The organism is Paracoccus albicereus, assembly GCF_024359525.1.
GTDB classification, from domain to species: Bacteria; Pseudomonadota; Alphaproteobacteria; order Rhodobacterales; family Rhodobacteraceae; genus Paracoccus; species Paracoccus albicereus.
In genome coordinates, this window is record NZ_JAKZEU010000002.1 from 881111 (window position 1) to 900432 (window position 19322).

The 19322-nt window shown below is 64.0% G+C and carries 22 protein-coding genes; 14 read left to right on the plus strand and 8 right to left on the minus strand.

Annotated features, from left to right (window positions below):
• The first annotated feature begins 58 nt into the window (after window positions 1–58).
• From MLD63_RS07735 to MLD63_RS07750, 4 genes are all read left to right on the plus strand, one after another.
• Window positions 59–313 carry a hypothetical protein gene (locus MLD63_RS07735; protein WP_255329284.1) on the plus strand — a complete coding sequence of 85 codons (255 nt, stop codon included), beginning with the start codon at window positions 59–61 and terminating at the stop codon, window positions 311–313.
• On the plus strand, window positions 310–699 hold the full coding sequence (locus tag MLD63_RS07740; protein WP_255329285.1) for an MAPEG family protein: 390 nt from the start codon (window positions 310–312) through the stop codon (window positions 697–699). Before MLD63_RS07735 ends, MLD63_RS07740 begins: the two co-directional genes overlap by 4 nt.
• Before the next feature lie 50 nt (window positions 700–749).
• Complete coding sequence (lpdA, locus tag MLD63_RS07745; RefSeq protein WP_255329286.1) at window positions 750–2138, plus strand: dihydrolipoyl dehydrogenase; 1389 nt, start codon at window positions 750–752, stop codon at window positions 2136–2138.
• Window positions 2139–2267: 129 nt separating this feature from the next.
• Window positions 2268–2747, plus strand: a complete 480-nt coding sequence (locus MLD63_RS07750; RefSeq protein ID WP_255329287.1) for a lytic transglycosylase domain-containing protein — start codon at window positions 2268–2270, stop codon at window positions 2745–2747.
• Here MLD63_RS07750 and MLD63_RS07755 read toward each other — a convergent pair.
• The 5 genes from MLD63_RS07755 to alr form a co-directional block, all read right to left on the minus strand.
• Window positions 2744–4768 carry an ASKHA domain-containing protein gene (locus MLD63_RS07755; RefSeq protein ID WP_255329288.1) on the minus strand — a complete coding sequence of 675 codons (2025 nt, stop codon included), beginning with the start codon at window positions 4766–4768 and terminating at the stop codon, window positions 2744–2746. The two genes, MLD63_RS07750 and MLD63_RS07755, sit on opposite strands and share 4 nt — an antisense overlap.
• A gap of 126 nt (window positions 4769–4894) precedes the next feature.
• Entirely contained in the window at window positions 4895–5794 is a 900-nt protein-coding gene (locus MLD63_RS07760; protein WP_439957638.1) for a hemolysin family protein, read from the minus strand.
• A 4-nt stretch (window positions 5795–5798) separates the two neighbouring features.
• Window positions 5799–6293 carry an rRNA maturation RNase YbeY gene (gene ybeY, locus MLD63_RS07765; RefSeq protein ID WP_439957639.1) on the minus strand — a complete coding sequence of 165 codons (495 nt, stop codon included), beginning with the start codon at window positions 6291–6293 and terminating at the stop codon, window positions 5799–5801.
• A gap of 57 nt (window positions 6294–6350) precedes the next feature.
• The gene (locus tag MLD63_RS07770) at window positions 6351–7427 is read right to left on the minus strand and encodes a PhoH family protein (RefSeq protein WP_255329290.1); all 1077 of its coding nucleotides are present in this window, start codon (window positions 7425–7427) and stop codon (window positions 6351–6353) included.
• 117 nt (window positions 7428–7544) lie between these two features.
• A complete protein-coding gene (alr, locus tag MLD63_RS07775) occupies window positions 7545–8561 on the minus strand; it encodes an alanine racemase (protein ID WP_255329291.1) in 1017 nt (338 codons plus the stop codon).
• 171 nt (window positions 8562–8732) lie between these two features.
• Between alr and MLD63_RS07780 the strand changes: the two genes are divergently transcribed.
• From MLD63_RS07780 to MLD63_RS07810, 7 genes are all read left to right on the plus strand, one after another.
• Window positions 8733–10265 carry an acyl-CoA carboxylase subunit beta gene (locus MLD63_RS07780; protein WP_255329292.1) on the plus strand — a complete coding sequence of 511 codons (1533 nt, stop codon included), beginning with the start codon at window positions 8733–8735 and terminating at the stop codon, window positions 10263–10265.
• Window positions 10266–10466: 201 nt separating this feature from the next.
• On the plus strand, window positions 10467–10613 hold the full coding sequence (locus tag MLD63_RS07785) for a hypothetical protein (RefSeq protein ID WP_255329293.1): 147 nt from the start codon (window positions 10467–10469) through the stop codon (window positions 10611–10613).
• A 66-nt stretch (window positions 10614–10679) separates the two neighbouring features.
• Window positions 10680–11081, plus strand: a complete 402-nt coding sequence (locus tag MLD63_RS07790) for a hypothetical protein (RefSeq protein WP_255329294.1) — start codon at window positions 10680–10682, stop codon at window positions 11079–11081.
• A gap of 133 nt (window positions 11082–11214) precedes the next feature.
• Complete coding sequence (locus MLD63_RS07795; RefSeq protein WP_255329295.1) at window positions 11215–11463, plus strand: hypothetical protein; 249 nt, start codon at window positions 11215–11217, stop codon at window positions 11461–11463.
• An 84-nt stretch (window positions 11464–11547) separates the two neighbouring features.
• Window positions 11548–11772 (plus strand): YMGG-like glycine zipper-containing protein, encoded by a 225-nt coding sequence (locus MLD63_RS07800; protein ID WP_255329296.1) that lies wholly within the window; start codon window positions 11548–11550, stop codon window positions 11770–11772.
• Window positions 11773–11889: 117 nt separating this feature from the next.
• Window positions 11890–13938 (plus strand): acetyl-CoA carboxylase biotin carboxylase subunit, encoded by a 2049-nt coding sequence (locus MLD63_RS07805; protein ID WP_255329297.1) that lies wholly within the window; start codon window positions 11890–11892, stop codon window positions 13936–13938.
• A gap of 6 nt (window positions 13939–13944) precedes the next feature.
• Window positions 13945–14463 carry a hypothetical protein gene (locus tag MLD63_RS07810; protein WP_255329298.1) on the plus strand — a complete coding sequence of 173 codons (519 nt, stop codon included), beginning with the start codon at window positions 13945–13947 and terminating at the stop codon, window positions 14461–14463.
• Between the two features lie 7 nt (window positions 14464–14470).
• On the opposite strand, the gene MLD63_RS07815 is transcribed toward MLD63_RS07810, so the two are convergent.
• Window positions 14471–14893 (minus strand): DUF4174 domain-containing protein, encoded by a 423-nt coding sequence (locus tag MLD63_RS07815; RefSeq protein WP_255329299.1) that lies wholly within the window; start codon window positions 14891–14893, stop codon window positions 14471–14473.
• Between the two features lie 69 nt (window positions 14894–14962).
• On the opposite strand from MLD63_RS07815, the gene MLD63_RS07820 reads away from it, so the two are divergent.
• A complete protein-coding gene (locus MLD63_RS07820; RefSeq protein ID WP_255329300.1) occupies window positions 14963–15649 on the plus strand; it encodes a hypothetical protein in 687 nt (228 codons plus the stop codon).
• On the opposite strand, the gene MLD63_RS07825 is transcribed toward MLD63_RS07820, so the two are convergent.
• Window positions 15615–15818 (minus strand): hypothetical protein, encoded by a 204-nt coding sequence (locus MLD63_RS07825; RefSeq protein WP_255329301.1) that lies wholly within the window; start codon window positions 15816–15818, stop codon window positions 15615–15617. The two genes, MLD63_RS07820 and MLD63_RS07825, sit on opposite strands and share 35 nt — an antisense overlap.
• Before the next feature lie 138 nt (window positions 15819–15956).
• Window positions 15957–16475 carry a DUF4174 domain-containing protein gene (locus MLD63_RS07830; RefSeq protein WP_439957640.1) on the minus strand — a complete coding sequence of 173 codons (519 nt, stop codon included), beginning with the start codon at window positions 16473–16475 and terminating at the stop codon, window positions 15957–15959.
• An 84-nt stretch (window positions 16476–16559) separates the two neighbouring features.
• Between MLD63_RS07830 and scpA the strand changes: the two genes are divergently transcribed.
• Window positions 16560–18695 (plus strand): methylmalonyl-CoA mutase, encoded by a 2136-nt coding sequence (gene scpA, locus MLD63_RS07835; RefSeq protein WP_255329303.1) that lies wholly within the window; start codon window positions 16560–16562, stop codon window positions 18693–18695.
• A 51-nt stretch (window positions 18696–18746) separates the two neighbouring features.
• Window positions 18747–19319: a hypothetical protein gene (locus MLD63_RS07840; protein WP_255329304.1), complete on the plus strand. Its 573-nt coding sequence runs from the start codon at window positions 18747–18749 to the stop codon at window positions 19317–19319.
• Window positions 19320–19322 lie beyond the last annotated feature (3 nt).

Below are 19322 nucleotides of genomic sequence, written 5' to 3' on the forward strand. Positions count from 1 at the left end.
AATGTCGCATCATACCATGCGACAATCAGCCGGAACGCCATGACAAAGGACTGATATCATGCAGCTTCTTGCCCACTACACCATCGCGGACTACGCCACCTTCAAGACGGCCTTCGACGCGGATGCCGAGGATCGGTCGAACAACTCGCTGAGCCTTCTGCAGCTCTGGCGCGAAAGCGGAACCTCCGCCTGGGCGCTCTACGACGTTGCCAACCCCAAGCGGGCGCGTGACTACCTCGACGGCGCCGCGGGCGTCTTCAACAGCCAGGCCGGCGTCACCGCCACCGCCTTCCATTTCGTGGAAACCGCATGACCGCCGAACTCACCGTCCTCGCCCTCGCCGCGATCCTTCAGACCGCCCAGATCATCATCGCCGGCGTCTCGGCCAGTAAGGATGTGGGTCAGGAATGGCTCGCCGGTCCACGCGACTCGAAGCCCGATTTCAGCCAGCGCACCGCCCGCCTGCGCCGCGCGGTCGACAACCATTTCCAGGGGCTGATCTTCTTTACCATCGGTGTCGTGCTGATCGTTTCCTCCAATCAATCCAGCGGTTTCACGGCGCTCTGCGCATGGATTTACCTGCTTGCGCGGATCGTCTATGTCCCGGCCTACGTTCTCGGCTGGGTGCCGGGGCGCACGATCATCTGGGGCGTGGGTTTCGCCGCGACGATGCTGATGATCCTCGCCTCGCTGGTCTGACATCTCTTGCGCGCGGGACCGCCCGGCGCGCGACCTCGGAAGGATAACGCATGTACGACCTTATCGTGATCGGCGCCGGACCCGGCGGCTATGTCTGCGCGATCCGCGCCGCCCAGTTGGGCCTGAAGGTGGCCTGCGTCGAAGGGCGCGCGACCCTTGGCGGAACATGCCTGAATGTCGGCTGCATCCCGTCCAAGGCGATGCTCCACGCAAGCCACATGCTGCATGAGGCAGAGCACAATTTCGACCGGATGGGCCTGACCGGCGCCGCGCCCTCGGTCGATTGGACCAAGATGCAGGGCTACAAGGCCGAGACGGTCGAGACGAACACCAAGGGCATCGAATTCCTGTTCAAGAAGAACAAGATCGACTGGCTGAAGGGCTGGGCGAGCATCGAAGGCGAAGGGAAGGTCAAGGTCGGCGATGAGGTTCACGAGGCGAAGAACATCGTGATCGCCACCGGTTCTGCCCCCGCGGCGCTGAAAGGCGTCGACGTCGACAATGCCGCCGGGACGATCGTGGATTCGACCGGCGCGCTGGAGCTTCCGAAGATTCCGAAAACGATGGTCGTGATCGGCGCCGGCGTGATCGGGCTGGAACTCGGCTCGGTTTACGCCCGGCTCGGCGCGAAGGTCACCGTGATCGAATATCTCGACACGATCCTGCCCGGAATGGATGCCGAGGTTCAAAAGCAATTCCAGAAGGTTCTGCAAAAGCAGGGATTGGAGTTCATCCTTGGCGCGGCGGTCGAAAGCGCGGTGGAAAAAGACGGCAGCGCCACGTTGCGCTACAGCCCCAAGAAAGGCGGCGACGCGCAGGAAATCACTGCCGATTGCGTTCTGGTCGCCACTGGTCGCCGTCCGTTCGTCGAGGGCCTGGGGCTCGACAAGGCGGGCGTCGAGATGACCGACCGCGGCTTCGTCAAGATCGACAAGCACTGGGCGACGAACGTGAAGGGACTTTACGCGATCGGTGATTGCGTCCCTGGCCCGATGCTCGCCCACAAGGCCGAGGATGAAGGCATGGCGGTGGCCGAAGTGATCGCTGGCAAGGCCGGTCACGTGAACTACGACGTGATCCCCGGCGTCGTCTACACATCGCCGGAAGTGGCCAATGTCGGCCTGACCGAGCAGGCGGCGAAAGACAGTGGCCGCAAGGTCAAGGTCGGCAAGTTTCCGTTCATGGGCAATGCGCGCGCGAAGGCGATGTTCATGGGCGACGGGTTCGTCAAGATCGTCGCCGATGCCGAAACCGACCGCATCCTGGGCGCGCATATCGTCGGTCCGAATGCGGGCGAGATGATCCACGAAATCTGCGTTGCGATGGAATTCGGTGCCTCGGCCGAGGATGTGGCCTTGACGTGCCACGCCCACCCCACAACGTCGGAGGCCGTGCGCGAGGCAGCTCTGGCCTGCGGCGACGGTGCGATCCACGTCTAGACCCGCGCACGCGGAAATCCGCCGATCCAGCCTTTCAACGATGGGCGCGCTTTGCCCGCCCATTTCGCGACGAACCGGCAGGCGGTAATCTCATCATCACGAGCGACACAAAGAAACGCCGAGGCAGTGATGATAATCCGCAAGACGATGCTGGCCTTGGCTGGCGTATTGGCTCTGACCGCATGCAGCGGTTCGAATGACCGGGCCTATCTGGTCAAATCGACGGCCTCGCAAGCCGACCTTCACGCGAACGAAACGCCCGAACTGCGCGCCAGTATCGAACACTGGTCCAAGCATTATGGCGTGCCGGTCGAACTGGTCCAGAAAGTCGTGATCCGCGAATCCCGCCACCGTCCCGAGGCGCGCAACGGCCCCTATTACGGTCTGATGCAGATCCTGCCGCAAACCGCGCGGACGATGGGCTTTCAGGGCCCCGACGCCGGACTTCTCGATGCCGACACAAACCTGCGCTACGGGGTGAAATACCTGCGCGGCGCATGGATGGTGTCTGACGGCGATCTCGACACGGCGGTCGGCTGGTACGCTCGCGGTTACTATTACGAAGCCAAGCGCCGCGGCCTGCTGGAAGCAACCGGGCTACGGGGCTAGCGGCGACGGCGGCGCGGCCTATCCCCGTCGCCGGCGTTGAAACCGACCTGAGGAAGCGTAACCACCCGCGATAGTTCCGGGAACGGATCCGTCGCGTGAGGTATGGCGTTCGCTGCGACGAAATGTTCCTGGAACCGCGGTGCGATAGCCGTCTCGATCCGGGTGATCCGACGAACCTGATCCTCGATCTCGACGCGCGCCGCGCGAGAGCAGAGCGCGATCCGCGCACCGGTGCCTGCCGCATTACCGGCACTGGTGACCTGATCCGGCGCGCAATCGGGGATCATGCCCAGAACCAGCGCGTGCAACGGCGAGATATGCGCCCCGAACGCGCCGGCAAGAACCACGCGGTCCAACGTCTCGATCCCGAACTCATCCATCAGCAGTCGGGCCCCGGCGAACAGCGCCGATTTCGCAAGCTGAATGGCGCGGATGTCGCCCTGCGTGACGGTGATCCGCGGGCCGCCCTCAGCCGTGCCGTCGTGCAAGACATAGCTATGCGTGCGTCCTTCGGGAACAGAGCGCGCCGTGCCGGTCTGTTCAGCCGATCCGATCAACCCGGACGGGTCGACCAATCCCGCGATGCGCATCTCTGCCACCGCCTCGATGATGCCTGAGCCGCAAATCCCGGTGATGCCCGTGGCCTTCGCTGCCTCGGCAAAGCCATCCTCGTCGGACCACAGGTCGACGCCGATGATGCGAAAACGCGGCTCTTTCGTGTCCGGGTCGATCCGCACCCGCTCGATCGCGCCGGGCGCGGCGCGCTGACCCGAGGAAATCTGCGCCCCCTCGAAGGCCGGTCCGGTGGGCGAGGAACAGGCCAGAACACGCGTCTTGTCACCCAGCACGATCTCTGCGTTGGTGCCGACATCGACGATCAGCACGGGCGTCTCGGCCTTTTGGGGCTGTTCCGACAGAACGACCGCCGCGCAATCTGCACCGACATGGCCCGCGATGATCGGCAGCACGTAAGTCCGGGCAGCCGGCGCGATACCCAGCCCGATCTCAGCCGCGCGCAGGACCAGCGCGTCCGAGGTCGCGGGCGCGAAGGGTGCCTGCCCCAGCTCAACCGGGTCGATCCCCAGCATCAGGTGGTGCATGACCGGGTTGCACACGATCACGGCTTCGACGATCTCGGACGGGGTGATCCCGGCCTCGCCCGCCAGCGCGGAGGCCAACTGAGCCAGGCCCTCACGCACCGCCAGCGTCATTTCTGCCGCGCCGCCAGCATTCATCATGGAATAGCTGACACGGCTCATAAGATCCTCGCCGAAGCGGATCTGCGGATTCATCAGCCCGCTGGAGGCCAGAACGCGACCATCATCCAGCGCCACCAGATGCCCCGCGATGGTGGTCGAGCCAAGGTCGATCGCCAGACCGTACAGCGGCGTTTCTAGCAGACCCGGCTTCAGATCGATCAGCTGCGGGGGTTGTCGCCCATCGCCCCAGACAAGCGCCGTGACTTTCCAGTTCGCCTTGCGCAGCACCGGCTGGATCCTCGACAGAACATCAAGATCAGCGCGCAGCCCCTTGATCTGCCATTGGTCTTCAAGCGCCTGTGACAATCGCTGGAAGTCGCCGGTCGGATCATCAAGGTCAGGCTCGACGACCTCGACGTAGAAGGGCCGCACCGCCGGGTCCATCGCCATGACACGCTCGGCGGCGGATTTTCGGATCACCTGCCGGTGCAACTGGCTTTCCGGCGGGACATCAATCACGACGTCGGACTGGACCTGCGCCTGACAGCCAAGCCGGCGGCCGGGCTTTAGCCCGCGAATACGGTCATAGCGCTCCTCGACCGCATTGACCGGTGACAAGGCATCCTCGGCCACGGTGAGGCCATGCTTAGGGAACGCACCCTTACCCGGCGCGACCTGGCATTTGGAGCAGATGCCCCGTCCGCCGCAGACTGAATCAAGATCGACCCCCAGCCTTCGCGCAGCTTCAAGAACCGGCGTTCCGACCGGGACCCGACCCCGCTTGCCTGAGGGTGTGAAGATGACAAGAGGATCGTCGGCCATGGAAAACCCCGCGCTGTTTGGTTGGCGTAGCGCCGCGCGCATTCGCTCGCAAGACTCCGCCTTTCGCGCGCTGACGAATACCCTCGGGTCGGAAAGAGCGGCAGGAGGAAGGTGACGATCGCCCCTTCAGCCCTCGCGCGGCGCGCGGAGCCGCACGCGCTTGATCCGGCGAGGATCGGCCTCGACGATCTCGAACTCTGCGCCGGTGTCGTGGGCGATGACCTCGCCCCGCAGCGGGACGCGTCCGGTCAACTGGAAAATCAGCCCGCCCAGCGTGTCGACCTCGTCGTCGTCATCCTCGGCACGCAGCGCGAGGCCGGTCTCACCCTCGACCTCGCTCAGCGGCGCCTTGGCCTGGATCAGCCATTGACCGGGCTTCTCCGCCACCCAAAGACCGCCCTCGGCCTCATCATGTTCATCCTCGATCTCGCCGATGACCTGTTCGATCAGGTCCTCAATCGTGACCAGACCGTCCACGCCACCATACTCGTCGATCACCAGCGCCATATGGATCCGCTTTTGCTGCATCTGCTGAAGCAGCACTCCGATAGGCATCGAGGGCGGCACATACAAAAGTGGCCGCAGCATCGGGCGCAACGTGAACTTGCCGCCGGTGCCAAACCCGTGCTTCAGCGCAAGATCCTTGAGGTGGATCAGGCCCAACGGCGTGTCGAGCGTGCCGCGGAAAACGGGGATCCGCGAAAAACCGTGCTCGCGGAACATCTCGACCAGATCGGTCAGTGTGACCGTGACCGGTGCCGCGATGATGTCGGCCTTTGGGATCGCCACATCGTCGACACGCATCCTGCGCAGATTGACCATGCCGGGTGGCTGGGTTCCGCCTGCACCCTGAGCCTCGGCTTCGCCTGTCTCGTCTTCCTCGTCGCCGCCGCCGAAGACGTTCAGGAAGCGTCCCAGAAAGCCACGCGATGCGGGAAGGTCTCGACCGTCTCCGCCCACGCCGTCAGACCAGTCGGCGGGGGCGTCGCGTAAGGGGGAATCTTCGGGTTTCGGATCGGCGCTCATCGTTTCAGTCGTCGGCAAGGTCTGGCTCATATGGGTCGGGGATGGAAAGTCGTTGCAGGATCGAACGCTCGGCCTGCTGCATTGTTTCCGCGTCGCGATCGTCTTCGTGGTCGTATCCTACCAGATGCAGCCCGGCATGGACCAGAAGATGGATGACATGATGATCAAGCGGACGGTTTGCGGCGCGCGCTTCGGCGACGCAAGTCTCGTAGGCGATGGCGATATCGCCCCACTCGCCGGGCTGCGGCGCGTCGGGGACGGCCCCAGGCTCGCGGGGCGAATGTTCGGCCGAGGGCCATGAGAGCACATTCGTCGCCTTGGGCTTGTCGCGAAATTCGGCGTTGAGGCCGGCGATCCGGCGGTCATCGCAGCCCATGACCACGATTTCGCCCGAGACGCGCAGCCATTCCTGAAGCGCCAGAGCCGCAGTCTCGGCCAACCGCTCCAGGCCCGCGTCCGACCAGCGCTCGTCCTCGATCACCACGTCGGGCGGACGCATGACCAGCATCTGCGCCGCGTCCTCCTCGTCCCAGACGAACTTGCTCTTGGCCATGGATCAGCCTTCGGCCCGCGGCATCCGGCGCGGCGCGTAATCGCCCCGACCACCGGGGCCTTCGCCACACGCCAGGGCCGCCGCATCCTCGGCGTCATACGCGTTGATGATGCGCGCCACCAGCGGGTGGCGCACCACATCGGCGGCGGTGAAGTAATTGAAGCTGATGCCCTTAACGTCCTTCAGCACCTTTTCCGCATCGACCAGACCCGAGGCCATGCCGCGCGGCAGGTCGATCTGCGTGCGGTCACCGGTGATGACCATCCGCGAGCCTTCACCGAGACGAGTCAGGAACATCTTCATCTGCATGCTGGTCGCGTTCTGCGCCTCATCCAGCACCACGAAGGCGCTGGCGAGCGTTCGGCCACGCATGAAGGCAAGGGGCGCAATCTCGATCCGCTTTTCCTCCATCAGCTTCTGCATCTGTTTGCTGGGCAGGAAATCATTCAACGCATCGTAAAGCGGCTGCATGTAGGGATCGACCTTCTCCCTCATGTCGCCGGGAAGGAAACCCAAGCGCTCGCCCGCCTCGACCGCAGGACGCGACAGGATGATCTTGTCGACCAGGCCGCCGATCAGCATGGTCACGCCCACTGCGACGGCCAGATAGGTCTTGCCGGTGCCTGCTGGCCCGATACCGAAGGCCAGTTCATTCTCGAACAGCGACCGGACATACGCCTTCTGCGCGTCGGTGCGCGGCTCGACCGATTTCTTGCGGGTGCGCAGTTCGTAGTTGCCAGCCTGGAACATCTCCAGCTGTTCGACGGGACTCGGCTCGGGCGCCTCGTCGGCGCCCATGCGCAGCGCGGCATCGACCTCGCCCATTTCAACCTGGCGGCCCTGCTCCAGACGCGCATAGAGCGATCGCAGGATCTGCGCTGCCTCTGCCTGAGGCGCGGTGTCGCCAAGCACGGCCAGCAGATTGCCGCGCCGCAGGATATGGACGCCGAGCGCCTCCTCGATGCGGGCGAGATGCCGGTCATTGGCGCCGCAGAGGTCGATCAGCAGACGATTGTCGGGAAATTCCAGCAGAGTTTCGCCGGGATTGGTCAGCGCGGGGGTCGATGGGCTCAGGGCCAAGTCAGTCTCCGAATGACGGCGGGACACGTCCAAAGTGGCGGCAGCAAGGGATTCGCACAAGGTCCGGACGGCATGAAACCCGCACACGCGCAAGTTTCAGCCCGGCGCGCAGGCAGTTCAGACGTAGCGGCGAGGATAACGCGCACCCAGCGATGTCAGGATTTCATAACCGATGGTGCCTGCCCGATCGGCGAGGTCATCGACGGTCTGTTGAGCGTTCAGCGCTTCCAGCACGTCCGGAGGACGCGGCAGATCGGTGACGTCTGCCGTGATCAGGTCCATTGAAACGCGACCGACGATCGGTGCCGGGTGGCCGTCCGACCACAGACAGGCACCGCTGCCCGTCAAGGCACGATGCAGCCCGTCGGCATAGCCCGCATTGACCGTCGCGATGCGCCTAGGCCGGTCCGTCGTCCATGTCGCGCCATAGCCGACGAATTCGCCTGCGGCGACGTCGCGGATCTGGATCACCGGCAGCGACAGCGTCACCACCGGTCGCGCCTCTGCGAAGGGCAGCCCGCCATACAGGCCGACACCGGGTCGCACGGTCTCGAAATGGTAGTCGGGACCCAGCAGGATGCCACCCGTCGCAGACAAGCCGCGCGGCACGCCGGTGCCATCGGTCATCGCGCGGAACGCAGCAAGCTGGGCAGCATTCGCCGGGTGATCCGGCTCATCCGCGCAGGCGAGATGCGACATGATCAGCGATGGCTCCGCCGCCAGAGCCTCGGCGCGGATCGCGCCCCATTCGGCGGCTTCCATGCCCAGCCGGTTCATGCCGCTGTCGAGTTGGATACCAAAAGGTTCGCCCCGCCTGAGCGTTCGGTCACGAAAGAATTGCTCGGGCGAGTTTAGCAGCGGGATCAATCCCGTCAGATCATCGCCCGGCATGTGGCCGCCAAAGACGAAGATGCGAGCGTCGCCTCCCAGCAGCGGACGCAATACGCGTCCCTCTGATGCCAGCGCGACATAAAAATCACGCGCACCGGCGGCGTAAAGAGCCGGGGCGACCTTGGCCGCGCCCAGCCCATAGGCGTCCGCCTTGACCACTGCACCAGCGCGCGCAGCCGGCGCACGCGCTGCGAGCGCCTGCCAGTTGGCCACGATGGCCTGAAGATCGATGGTCAAACCCATGCGCCGCACCTGCGATCAAGCGTGCCGCGTCGTCAAGCGATTTGCAGGTTTGCATTTCACCAGCGATGCGCTTGGCAGCCTTTGCAAATTTTCGCCTTTCCGCTTCCCGCACCGCCCGACCTTGGTTAGTCTTCGCTTCGCCTGCTGCGGCAGCATGCGCATGGAGGGGTCATGAAGGACATTCTCGAAGAACTCGAGCGTCGTCGTGCGGCGGCACGTCTCGGCGGCGGACAGCGTCGGATCGACGCGCAGCATGCACGCGGCAAGCTGACGGCCCGCGAGCGGATCGAGCTGCTGCTGGATGAAGGCAGTTTCGAGGAATTCGACATGTTCGTCGCCCATCGTCTGACCGATTTCGGGATGGAGGCGGAACGACCCTATGGCGACGGCGTCGTGACCGGCTGGGGCACGATCAACGGTCGCATGGTCTATGTCTTTTCGCAGGACTTCACGGTCTTCGGCGGGTCGCTGTCGGAAACACACGCTCAGAAAATCTGCAAGATCATGGACATGGCGATGCAGAACGGCGCGCCGGTGATCGGGCTGAACGACAGCGGCGGCGCCCGGATCCAGGAAGGCGTGGCGAGCCTTGCGGGCTATGCCGAGGTGTTTCAACGCAACATCATGGCGTCGGGCGTGATCCCGCAGATTTCGGTGATCATGGGGCCCTGCGCGGGCGGCGCGGTCTATTCGCCGGCGATGACCGATTTCATCTTCATGGTGCGGGACACGTCCTACATGTTCGTGACCGGCCCGGACGTCGTGAAGACGGTCACGAACGAGGTCGTGACGGCAGAAGAACTGGGCGGAGCATCGACCCATACGCGCAAATCCTCCGTCGCGGATGGTGCATTCGAGAATGACGTCGAGGCGCTTTACGAGATCCGGCGCCTGTTCGACTTCCTGCCGCTGAACAACCGCGAACGGGCGCCGACCCGACCGTTCTTCGACGATCCGGCGCGGATCGAGGAAAGCCTCGACACGCTGATCCCCGACAACCCCAACCAGCCCTACGACATGAAAGAGCTGATCGTGAAGGTCGCCGACGAAGGCGACTTCTACGAGATTCAGAAGGACTTCGCCGCCAACATCGTGATCGGCTTCGTCCGCATCGAGGGCCAGACGGTCGGCGTCGTCGCCAACCAACCGATGGTGCTGGCGGGCTGCCTGGACATCGACAGCAGCCGCAAGGCTGCGCGCTTCGTCCGGTTTTGCGATGCGTTCGAAATCCCGATCCTGACCTTCGTCGACGTTCCGGGCTTTCTGCCGGGGACCGGCCAGGAATATGGCGGCGTCATCAAGCACGGCGCGAAATTGCTATTCGCCTATGGCGAGGCGACGGTTCCCAAAGTCACGGTCATCACCCGCAAAGCCTATGGCGGGGCCTATGACGTCATGGCCTCCAAGCACCTGCGGGGTGATTTCAACTATGCCTGGCCCACGGCGCAGATCGCGGTGATGGGGGCCAAGGGCGCGGTCGAGATCCTCTACCGCAGCGAGCTTGGCGACGCCGAGAAGATCGCGGGACGCACGAAGGATTATGAGGATCGCTTTGCCAATCCGTTCGTCGCCGCCGAAAAGGGTTTCATCGACGAGGTGATCCAGCCCCGCTCGACACGACGTCGCGTGGCGCGCGCCTTCGCATCGCTTCGCAACAAGCGATTGTCGAACCCATGGAAAAAACACGACAATATCCCGCTTTAGGAACGACGTCAGGATGATGCTACACGTTTCCGTGATTGATGCAGCCTCGCCACAGCGCGCAGCACACGTGATCCGCTCGGATGGCGATCGTTGTGCGGCGATGGCGCGCGCGGCTACGATTTCGCGTCCGGCGCGCAAAGACGCCGGTGGAATCGAGAGCAGCCGGACCCCATTGGTCCGCGATCACAGGAGCACGCTTTCATGTCGAAGAAAATTATCCTCGGCCTCGTCTTGGTGTCGGCTTTTGCCGCCTGCCAGCGCCAGCAGCCCGATGTCATGGTCACCGATCCGATGGCCGTTCCGGTCACGACCGAGCCGGTCTACCAGGGCAAGTACGGCGCCAACTGAGCCGATCCGGCGCGGGCGGCCCGACTGCCCGCGCCTCCCAGCACGCATCCGGCCGGAGTATGCGTCATGCTGAAGCATCGCGGCTTTCCAAGCCGTCTTCCCGGCACAGACTTTCAGTTCACCATTCGCCGCGCCAACAAGAAGGGTGCGACCCCTTTGACCCGGCGCGAACGATTCCGCGACCGCAAGGCTGTCGACCGTCGGGCAGACACGGTGTTTCTGGGAGCGCTGATCGAACATTTCGGTGATGAGCCGTTCGAACGCGGCAATCTCGACGCTGGGCGGCTGTCATGGCTGCTGGGCCGCGAGGTCGTAGCCGTTGGCCCGCTGAACCCCACGGATTACGAACAGCAACTCCGCGTGGACCTTCGCGTGGCGGAAGCATCCTATCCCGAACTCTTCGCGGAGGACGCCGAGGAAATTGCATGGGACGACGATCTTGACGATGACGATGAGGCGCAGGATTGATGCGCGATATCACGCTGATCTTGAAAGCGTCACGCCCTTGTCAGTTTGACGTCACCAACCGGCGTGGCATATTCGCGCGGTATCGAAATCCACAATCGGCCTCGAAGTGGGCCCTGAATACAGGCACTTGCTCATGCAGAATAAACTTTTCCTCCGTCTTTCCGGCGCCCTCCTCGTCGCTGGCGCGCTGTCGGCCTGCCAGCCCGGCTATGGAACCGGCCTCAGCGCTGACACGCAGCGCGCCGCCGGTGGCGCTGTTGCGGGCGCCGTCGTCGCCAAAGCGCTCGACGAAGACATCGCTGCGGGTGCTGCGCTCGGCGCGGCGGCGGGTGCGCTTTGCGACGACGCGCGCGTCTGCGCCCCTGGCCCGAGCCGCTACTGATCAACATCAACCGTCCATCCTGACGGCAGTGGCGTCGCGCCCTTGCGCCGCGCCGCCCGTCACGATCCGACAAGGACCCAAAACATGCGCAACTCTGCCAAACTGGCTCTTGCCGCCGTCCTCGGCCTCACCGTCGCGGGCTGCACGCAGAACATCAATCCGACGGACACCGACCGTGCCATCATCGGCGCGGCCGCGGGCTACACCGTTCAGACCGTCCGCGGCAAAGACGGCGGCGACCGCCTGCGCGGCGCAGCGCTCGGCGGCGCTGCCGGTGCGCTCTGCGACGACGTCCGGCTTTGCCAGTGATCTGAAACACGGCGCGATCCGTCGCGCCGATCCGATCATGAAAGCCGCGTCGGCCCCGAGCCGACGCGGCTTTTCCATGTCCAGTCCTTCGCCTCGTGAACCCAGCGGGAACACTGCATGTTCAAGAAGATCCTGATCGCCAATCGCGGCGAGATCGCCTGCCGCGTCATCAAGACCGCCCGCAAGATGGGGATCGCGACCGTCGCCGTCTATTCCGACGCCGATCGCAACGCGCTGCACGTCCGCATGGCGGATGAGGCGGTCCATATCGGCCCCCCGCCCGCGAACCAGTCCTACATCGTGATCGATAAAATCATGGACGCGATCCGCCAGACCGGTGCGGAGGCCGTTCATCCGGGTTATGGCTTCCTCAGCGAGAACAAGGCCTTCGCTGAAGCACTTGAAGCGGCGGGTGTGGCTTTCATCGGCCCGCCCGCCAAGGCGATCGAGGCAATGGGCGACAAGATCACCTCGAAGAAAATCGCGCAGGAAGCGGGCGTCAGCACCGTTCCCGGCTACATGGGCTTGATCGCAGACGCCGACGAAGCGGTGACGATTTCGAACGAGATCGGCTATCCGGTGATGATCAAGGCCAGCGCGGGTGGTGGTGGCAAGGGCATGCGCATCGCCTGGACCGACCAGGAGGCGCGCGAGGGCTTTCAATCCTCGAAGAACGAGGCGGCGAACAGCTTCGGCGATGATCGCATCTTCATCGAGAAATTCGTGACCCAGCCCCGCCACATCGAGATCCAGGTACTGGCCGATCAGCATGGGAATGCGGTCTACCTGCATGAACGCGAATGCTCGATCCAGCGCCGCAACCAGAAGGTCATCGAAGAAGCGCCGTCGCCTTTCCTCGATGAAGCGACCCGCACCGCGATGGGAGAACAGGCCGTCGCGCTGGCGAAAGCCGTTGGCTACACCAGCGCCGGCACGGTGGAATTCATCGTCGACGGCGATCGCAACTTTTACTTCCTTGAAATGAATACGCGGCTTCAGGTCGAACACCCGGTGACGGAGCTGATCACAGGCGTCGATCTGGTCGAGCAGATGATCCGGGTCGCCGACGGCCAACCCCTGCCCTTCGAGCAAGGCGATCTGACCATCAACGGCTGGGCGATGGAGAGTCGGCTTTATGCAGAGGATCCCTACCGCGGCTTCCTGCCCTCGATCGGGCGTCTGACCCGCTATCGTCCCCCTGCGGAGGTCGCAGCCGGTCCGCTGAAGGTGAGCGGAAACTGGGTCAATGACAGCGATGGTGTCGATAGTCCGACGGCAGTTCGCAATGACACCGGCGTCTATGAGGGCGGCGAGATCAGCATGTTCTACGACCCGATGATTGCCAAGCTCTGCACCTGGGCACCCACCCGCGGTGAGGCGATCGAAGCGATGCGGGTCGCGCTGGATGAATTCGAGGTCGAGGGGATCGGACACAACCTGCCGTTCCTCAGCGCCGTCATGGACCACCCGAAATTCGTCGCGGGCAACATGACGACCGCCTTCATTGCCGAGGAATATCCCGACGGCTTCGAAGGCACGACGATCCCGGACACCGAAGTCAACCGCGTAGCGGCCGCCGCCGCCGCCATGCACCGTGTCGCTGAAATCCGGCGTGCGCGGATCAGCGGAAGGCTGGGCAACCATGAACGGCGCGTCGGCGAAGACTGGGTCGTGAGCCTGGCGGGTCGTGATATCCCGATCCGCATCCGGGCCGACCGCGACGGTGCCGATGTCACCGTCGACGGACGCAGCCTGCGCGTCGAAAGCGATTGGCGCCCCGGCAACAGGCTCGCGCGTCTCGAGGTTGATGGCCGTCCGCGGGTGATGAAGGTCGACAAGATCCCCGCCGGATTCCGGTTGCGACTGCGGGGCGCGGACCTGCCGGTTCATGTCCGCTCGCCGCGTGCCGCCGAACTCGCGCAGTTGATGCCGGTCAAGGAGGCTGCCGACACATCGAAGCTTCTTCTATGCCCGATGCCCGGGGCGGTCGTGAAGATCAGCGTGGCTGAAGGCGATGAGGTCCAGGAAGGTCAGGCGCTCGCGACGGTCGAGGCGATGAAGATGGAGAACATCCTGCGCGCCGAACGTAAGGGCGTCGTGTCAGCAATCCGCGCCGAAGAAGGCCAGAGCCTGCGGGTAGACGACGTCATCATGGAATTCGAGTAGATCCCGATGGGGTTCGAGGTAACTCTGCTGCTGATCGCCGCCGATAATGCCGATCGGGTGTTGAAGGCTGCGGGCCTTCAAGACACGGGCGACCTTGATGAATACAGCGAGGCACCGTTTTCCGGCGCGACGCTTGATCGCCATTATCTGATCTGGGCCAATTGGGACGACGACATGATGTCGGAAGAGGACTTCGCCCGGCTCTCGCGGACCGCGCCGATCCTGACCTGCGACGTCTCGGAATCGAGCGCCTTCTCAGCCTGCAGGGCATGGCGCGACGGTCGCATGGCATGGGGCATCTGGCACGACGGTTCCACCGGGGGGGACGTGGACTTTGCAGGGGATCTTCCCGCATCGGCCGCCGCCCTCATCGAACGCTACCGCGCCACGCAGGCAGCGGAAACCGACAACGTGGACCACCTGTTCGAAATCCCGGTTGCGCTGTTCGTCGACCAAGGCGGGCTGCATTACGGCGACGATCACGGTCTTCCCTTCACCGAACTGGCGCGCGAGGGAGGACCGTGACCGGGGCTCAGTCTTCTTCGGCCTCTTCCCGCTGGCGCATCGGCATCGTGTCGATCAGTCCCGTGATGTCCTCGACCGTGACCGGTTGCTTGCGGCTCATCTTCACGCCGCCATCCTTGCCGATCAGCAGGACCGCAAAGCCATCACCCACCTCGTCGCGAAAGCGTGCGGCGCCCGGACCATCGACGAACAGAATGACATCACGATCGCTCAATGCTACCGAGCCGCCTTGCAGCGTCTCGATCTGGGCGCGTGCCGTGTCGCCTTCGCCCAGGACCACGACAGGGCGCGCCTGCCAGCGCAGGGGCCGCAGGCTGTCCTCCTCCAGAACCTGCGGCGTCAGCGGCTCGCTTCCGCGCGCGGCGCCGGCGGGCGCAAGAACGGGTGCCAAACCCGCGACCAGGGTGAAGGTCCTGCCGATCGTCATCATGCCAAACTCCTATCCGACGCCAACCCTACGCCTCTGCGACGCGGCGGGTTCCCAACTCAGCGTGACGGGATGACCTGGCAGGCGCTCTTCGACAATGATCGTATCGTCGCCGCCTTTGTCACCGCGATCGTCGGGGGCAGTGTGGTTGCCCTGGGCTGGATCATCACTCATCTGCTGTCTCGACACCGCGACCGTGTGCTTCGAGAGGAGCGCATTGGCGATATCCAGCGGGCCCTGCTAGCCGAGATCAGGGCGCATGTCGCAGTGCTGGAACTTCAGGGACCCGAACCGAGGATGCTCGACATGGATCGTGTGGGCGACGCGGATTACCTGCCGATCCTTCCGCACGATGCGAACGACCGGATCTTTCGGGCCATCGTCGAGCAGGTTCACATGCTGCCGCAATGGGCGATCGATCCGGTCGTGCGCTATTACCGGCTGATCGCGGTCAGGGCCGCCCTGGCACAGGATATCCGCAGCACCACAAAGGATTATCCTAAACGCGCGGCGCAGATGTTCCGCGATTATCTGGGCATCAATGAAGAGGCGAAGGAAACCGGACTCGAGGCGGTGGAGATCCTGACGGCCAGCGTCCGCGGCGGGCCAAGCCTCAAGGGGAGCAGGCGCGAAGTCGAACGCGTCCTTGACGAGCGCGCGAGAGAGATGGGGATGTTTCTGTCAGCCTCTCTGCCGGATCAACTGGCGGAACTGCGGACCGGGCTCAATATGCGATCCTCGGACCGGAGCGACCTCTGATGGGCGTCAGACCAATCGACCGGACGATTTCGTTGGCGCGACTGACCGCCGGCTTTGAATTGCCACGGGCTGCGTCGGTGCCGTTGCGGGTATCGCCTTCGTCGCGCGGCGCACGGCGCGCGGCGGCCCGAGCCTGCGGAACATGGCGGTCTTCGCTGGTATCGGCCATCTGGAAGCCCCTTGTGGCAGCGACGTCTCCATCGCTTTCTCCACAGAATATAGGGGCGGTCACGCAAATCCACAACATTTTGCCCGGGATGCAACACATGCCCGTCCCGACCTGCCGAGGCGCAATGACGGCACCGTCCTATTCGCCCAGATCGCCGCGACCGATTTCCTGCCGACGCAGCGGAAACTTGTCGATGGCACGACTGATCTCGCGCACGTCCCATGGTGCGGGCTTACGTTGCTTGACCTGCCCGTCCTTGTCGATCAGCACCAGCGAAAAGCCCCGCGGGTGCAGGCGCGCGCGCCATGGACTGGCCGCATCGGGATCGGTGTCAGGGATCACGACCACGTCGCGCTCGATCAACGGCTCTGGGCGGGTCCGCAAGGCCCGCATCTGGTCCACGAAGGCTGGATCGTTTGGCGTATCAGCGAAGACGACAACAAGTCGCGATACCCACTGGTACTCAGCTGGGTCCGCAGATTGCGCGTCGACGATCTGCAACTCGGGCACCGGCACCGGTTCGGCCTGCGCGGCCGCTTCCTCGGGCGACATCGCCGTGTCCGGATTGGCGTCCAGATCGTATTCGATGACCGGGGGCGGCGCAGTCGCGTCGGGCGGCGCCTCGGAGCGCCCGGGCCCCATCGCGGCCAGCAACATTGTGGCCAACAGAATTTTCAATCGCATCAGGACCTCACCATGCTCTGAATATAGGGCAGCCGGGGTCTGGGGAAAGGACGCAGCATGACAAAACCGGGCCTCAACGACTGGCGCGCATTGGCTGAGAAAGAGTTGAAGGGCCGTGATCCCGACAGCCTGACCTGGAACACGCTGGAAGGCATCGCGGTGAAGCCGCTCTACACCGAGGCGGATGTCGAAGGGCTCGACCATATCGGCAGCCTGCCCGGCATCGCGCCCTTCACCCGTGGCCCGCGCGCGACGATGTATGCCGGCCGGCCCTGGACGATCCGGCAATACGCGGGCTTTTCGACGGCCGAGGAATCGAACGCCTTCTACCGGCGCAACCTGGCCGCCGGGCAACAGGGCGTTTCGGTCGCTTTCGACCTTGCGACCCATCGCGGCTATGACAGCGACCATCCGCGTGTCGAAGGTGATGTGGGCAAGGCGGGCGTCGCCATCGACAGCGTCGAGGACATGAAGATCTTGTTCGACGGCATTCCTCTGGATCAGGTCTCGGTGTCGATGACGATGAACGGCGCGGTGATCCCCGTCCTGGCCAGTTTCATCGTCGCGGGTGAGGAACAGGGCCACGACAAGTCACTCCTGTCGGGCACGATCCAGAACGACATCCTGAAGGAGTTCATGGTCCGCAACACCTATATCTATCCGCCGGAACCCTCGATGCGGATCATCTCGGACATCATCGAGTTCACCTCGACCGAGATGCCGCGCTTCAATTCGATCTCGATTTCCGGCTACCACATGCAGGAAGCGGGCGCGAACCTGGTGCAGGAACTGGCCTACACGCTGGCGGACGGCCGTGAATACGTCCGTGCCGCGATCGGAGCCGGGATGGACGTGGACAAGTTTGCCGGGCGTCTGTCGTTCTTCTTCGCCATCGGCATGAACTTCTTCATGGAAATCGCCAAGCTGCGCGCCGCGCGCCTGCTGTGGCACCGGATCATGACGGAATTCGGGGCCAAGAAGGACAGCAGCCTGATGCTGCGCACCCATTGCCAGACCTCGGGCGTCAGCCTGCAAGAACAGGACCCCTACAACAACGTGGTGCGCACCGCCTACGAGGCGATGTCTGCGGCGCTTGGCGGCACGCAGTCCCTGCACACCAACGCGCTGGACGAGGCCATCGCGCTGCCCACCGATTTCAGCGCCCGCATCGCGCGGAACACCCAGCTGATCCTGCAGGAGGAGACCGGCATCACCCATGTCGTCGATCCGCTGGCGGGCAGCTACTACATCGAGAGCTTGACCGCAGAGTTGGCAGAGAAGGCCTGGGCGCTGATCGAAGAAGTCGAAGAGATGGGCGGCATGACCAAGGCCGTCGCATCTGGCATGCCGAAACTGCGGATCGAGGAAACGGCCGCCCGGCGTCAGGCGATGATCGATCGCGGCGAAGAGGTCGTTGTCGGCGTGAACAAGTATCGCAAGGACAAGGAAGACCCGATCGACATCCTCGACGTCGATAACGTCAAGGTCCGCGCTAGCCAGATCGCGCGGTTGGAAAAGATCCGGGCGAGCCGTAACGAGCAAGCCTGCCAAGAGGCGCTGGAAGAACTCAGCCGCACTGCCCGCGAGGGTGGCAACCTGCTGGCCGCGGCGGTCGAAGCCGCCCGCGCCCGCGCCACTGTCGGAGAGATCAGCATGGCAATGGAAAAGGAATTCGGCCGGCACCGGGCCGAGGTGAAGACGCTGGCCGGCGTCTATGGCGCGGCCTATGAGGGCGACGAGGGTTTTGCGAAGATCCAGAAGGACGTCGAGGCCTTTGCCGAAGAGGAAGGCCGCCGACCCCGGATGTTGGTCGTGAAGATGGGTCAGGACGGCCACGATCGCGGTGCCAAGGTGATCGCGACCGCGTTTGCGGATATCGGTTTCGACGTTGATGTGGGACCGCTGTTCCAGACGCCCGAGGAAGCGGCACAGGACGCGATCGACAACGATGTCCATGTGATCGGCATCAGCTCTCAGGCCGCAGGCCACAAGACGCTGGCGCCAAAGCTGATCGCGGCGCTGCGGGATCAGGGCGCGGGCGACATCTTGGTGATCTGCGGCGGCGTCATCCCGCAACAGGATTACGATTTCCTGAGGCAGGCTGGGGTAAAGGCGATCTTCGGGCCGGGGACGAACATACCCGCTGCTGCCGCCGACATCCTCGGCTTGATCCGCCAGAGCAGAAATGATTGAGAGCGCGGCGGCCTGACGTTCGGGTCGGATTGTGAAGGGCTGTAGAACCAGATGTCGCAGGATGGCTTCACGCTGCCGGACTGTATCATCCGCGAGGGCGGCGCGATCGAGACATTGGCGCTGGCCGCGCTGATCGTGGCGGGGCTGACCTTCCTCGCCTGTTCGCGTTGGTCACGCATCCGGCGCTGCTGGTATGTTCCGTTCGGGCTGTTCCTGCTGGCCGAGCGCGAGGCCGAGCATGGTCTCCCCTGGGTCGAGGCCGAAGTGCTGACATTGTCTCATTGGCAGATGCACGTCTTTAACTTGAACATGCTCGGCAACGCGCTGCTGCTCGCAGCGGCAATCTGGGCCGCCTACACGCTTGCACGTCATGGGCTAGCAGACTTCGTCACCGCAATGCGTCATCGGGCGCGCTGGCTGATCCTGCTTTTGATCGGTGGCTGTCTCGGGCTTCTGGCGCAGTTCATCGAAGAGACGGTCGGGACCACGTCGCTGGGTCTTGTGGCGGAAGAAGGTTTGGAACTGATCTTCGCGCTTTGCTTGCTGGCAGCGGTGATCCAGTCGATCCATCATCTCGACCGCGAGAGGCGCCACTGGGTCTCCCGCCTTCCGCTCGACGCGTGAAAC

What these genes read in the sequence shown, in the direction of transcription:
- MLD63_RS07735 (WP_255329284.1), top strand. Translation starts at nt 59, where the DNA reads ATGCAGCTTCTTGCCCACTACACCATCGCGGACTACGCCACCTTCAAG.
- MLD63_RS07740 (WP_255329285.1), top strand. Translation starts at nt 310, where the DNA reads ATGACCGCCGAACTCACCGTCCTCGCCCTCGCCGCGATCCTTCAGACC.
- lpdA (WP_255329286.1), top strand. Translation starts at nt 750, where the DNA reads ATGTACGACCTTATCGTGATCGGCGCCGGACCCGGCGGCTATGTCTGC.
- MLD63_RS07750 (WP_255329287.1), top strand. Translation starts at nt 2,268, where the DNA reads ATGATAATCCGCAAGACGATGCTGGCCTTGGCTGGCGTATTGGCTCTG.
- MLD63_RS07755 (WP_255329288.1), bottom strand. Translation starts at nt 4,768, where the DNA reads ATGGCCGACGATCCTCTTGTCATCTTCACACCCTCAGGCAAGCGGGGT.
- MLD63_RS07760 (WP_439957638.1), bottom strand. Translation starts at nt 5,794, where the DNA reads ATGAGCGCCGATCCGAAACCCGAAGATTCCCCCTTACGCGACGCCCCC.
- ybeY (WP_439957639.1), bottom strand. Translation starts at nt 6,293, where the DNA reads ATGCGTCCGCCCGACGTGGTGATCGAGGACGAGCGCTGGTCGGACGCG.
- alr (WP_255329291.1), bottom strand. Translation starts at nt 8,561, where the DNA reads ATGGGTTTGACCATCGATCTTCAGGCCATCGTGGCCAACTGGCAGGCG.
- MLD63_RS07780 (WP_255329292.1), top strand. Translation starts at nt 8,733, where the DNA reads ATGAAGGACATTCTCGAAGAACTCGAGCGTCGTCGTGCGGCGGCACGT.
- MLD63_RS07785 (WP_255329293.1), top strand. Translation starts at nt 10,467, where the DNA reads ATGTCGAAGAAAATTATCCTCGGCCTCGTCTTGGTGTCGGCTTTTGCC.
- MLD63_RS07790 (WP_255329294.1), top strand. Translation starts at nt 10,680, where the DNA reads ATGCTGAAGCATCGCGGCTTTCCAAGCCGTCTTCCCGGCACAGACTTT.
- MLD63_RS07795 (WP_255329295.1), top strand. Translation starts at nt 11,215, where the DNA reads ATGCAGAATAAACTTTTCCTCCGTCTTTCCGGCGCCCTCCTCGTCGCT.
- MLD63_RS07800 (WP_255329296.1), top strand. Translation starts at nt 11,548, where the DNA reads ATGCGCAACTCTGCCAAACTGGCTCTTGCCGCCGTCCTCGGCCTCACC.
- MLD63_RS07805 (WP_255329297.1), top strand. Translation starts at nt 11,890, where the DNA reads ATGTTCAAGAAGATCCTGATCGCCAATCGCGGCGAGATCGCCTGCCGC.
- MLD63_RS07810 (WP_255329298.1), top strand. Translation starts at nt 13,945, where the DNA reads ATGGGGTTCGAGGTAACTCTGCTGCTGATCGCCGCCGATAATGCCGAT.
- MLD63_RS07815 (WP_255329299.1), bottom strand. Translation starts at nt 14,893, where the DNA reads ATGATGACGATCGGCAGGACCTTCACCCTGGTCGCGGGTTTGGCACCC.
- MLD63_RS07820 (WP_255329300.1), top strand. Translation starts at nt 14,963, where the DNA reads ATGACCTGGCAGGCGCTCTTCGACAATGATCGTATCGTCGCCGCCTTT.
- MLD63_RS07825 (WP_255329301.1), bottom strand. Translation starts at nt 15,818, where the DNA reads ATGGCCGATACCAGCGAAGACCGCCATGTTCCGCAGGCTCGGGCCGCC.
- MLD63_RS07830 (WP_439957640.1), bottom strand. Translation starts at nt 16,475, where the DNA reads ATGTTGCTGGCCGCGATGGGGCCCGGGCGCTCCGAGGCGCCGCCCGAC.
- scpA (WP_255329303.1), top strand. Translation starts at nt 16,560, where the DNA reads ATGACAAAACCGGGCCTCAACGACTGGCGCGCATTGGCTGAGAAAGAG.
- MLD63_RS07840 (WP_255329304.1), top strand. Translation starts at nt 18,747, where the DNA reads ATGTCGCAGGATGGCTTCACGCTGCCGGACTGTATCATCCGCGAGGGC.